This is a genomic window from Aeromonas sp. PrichA-15 (assembly GCF_017939245.1).
In the GTDB taxonomy this organism is placed as follows: Bacteria; Pseudomonadota; Gammaproteobacteria; order Enterobacterales; family Aeromonadaceae; genus Aeromonas; species Aeromonas caviae.
This window is the reverse complement of sequence record NZ_JAGKRH010000105.1, coordinates 1-930: the sequence shown is the minus strand read 5'-3', so window position 1 is coordinate 930 and position 930 is coordinate 1. Positions and strand designations below refer to the sequence as shown.

At 58.5% G+C, this 930-nt stretch carries 2 pseudogenes; one reads left to right on the top strand and one right to left on the bottom strand.

The window, feature by feature from the left end:
• A pseudogene (locus tag J9889_RS14015) lies at positions 1–124 on the top strand (ISAs1 family transposase); the annotation flags it as partial.
• A gap of 24 nt (positions 125–148) precedes the next feature.
• On the opposite strand, the pseudogene J9889_RS14010 reads toward J9889_RS14015, so the two are convergent.
• Positions 149–229 (bottom strand): annotated as a pseudogene (locus J9889_RS14010) (histidine kinase dimerization/phospho-acceptor domain-containing protein); the annotation flags it as partial.
• Positions 230–930: the final 701 nt, after the last annotated feature.

Genomic DNA, 930 nt, shown 5'->3' with positions numbered 1-930 from the left:
GCAGTGGATACTGAACATGCTGAAGCAAAACAAATCACGTAATCTAAGCATGGCCAACAAGCGCAGGCTCTGCTGTCTGAATGAACAATATTTGTTCGAATGTATGGGGTTGTTCAAAGTATAAACACTGATGCGTCAGCCCTGGGTAGGTCAGCCCCATGATGGCGTTCATGGGGGTGCGGATCTCGTGGCTCATGTTGGCGATGAAATCACCTTTGACCTGTGCCAACCTGGCCGCTTCCTGCTGGGCCAGTTGCTCCTTGTGCCTGCTGCGCACCAGTGCAGCCACACCGGCACCAAACAACAGCAGCAGCACGGCGCTGGCGGCCAAGATGATCCCCCAGATATGAGTGCGAATGGCCTGCAGCTCGCTGTGCGGCACCAGGGACGCGGCTTTCCAGATCAGCTGATCATGATTCTGTGCCGGGTACAGGGTGGTCCAGCTCCAGAGTCCGTCGGCAGACTCCATCTGGCCGTTTGATGCGTCCCAGAACGCCTGCCAGGCCTGGGGAGAAGTCTGCTTCAGAGTCAGATCCGGGCGCTCGAGCATGAAGCCCCACTCCCGGGATGGGTCCGGGCTGCGCAGCCAGTATCCGTCCTGGTTGAACAGCATGATGTGATCGGCTGCCTTGCCGCGGTTGTCGGCAAACTCCTTGAGCATACGGGCAGCCTGAACGTTGATTAGCAGCAGACCAAGATCACGTCCCCCAAGGCGCAGACGCTTGGCAATGCGGATCTTGACATCCTCCCCCACCTTAGCGCTTCGCGTCACAGGAGGGGGATCCCCATTACTGGGTGATAGCTGCTCGCGCAGTACCGGGTTCCTGCTTCATCGGGCGGCCTGATTGCACCGCGCCTCCACAGGCTAAAACGGCGTGTCCCGCCGCTAAAATATTGCGAGCGCCATTCACATCGGCGTTCGCCTCATAA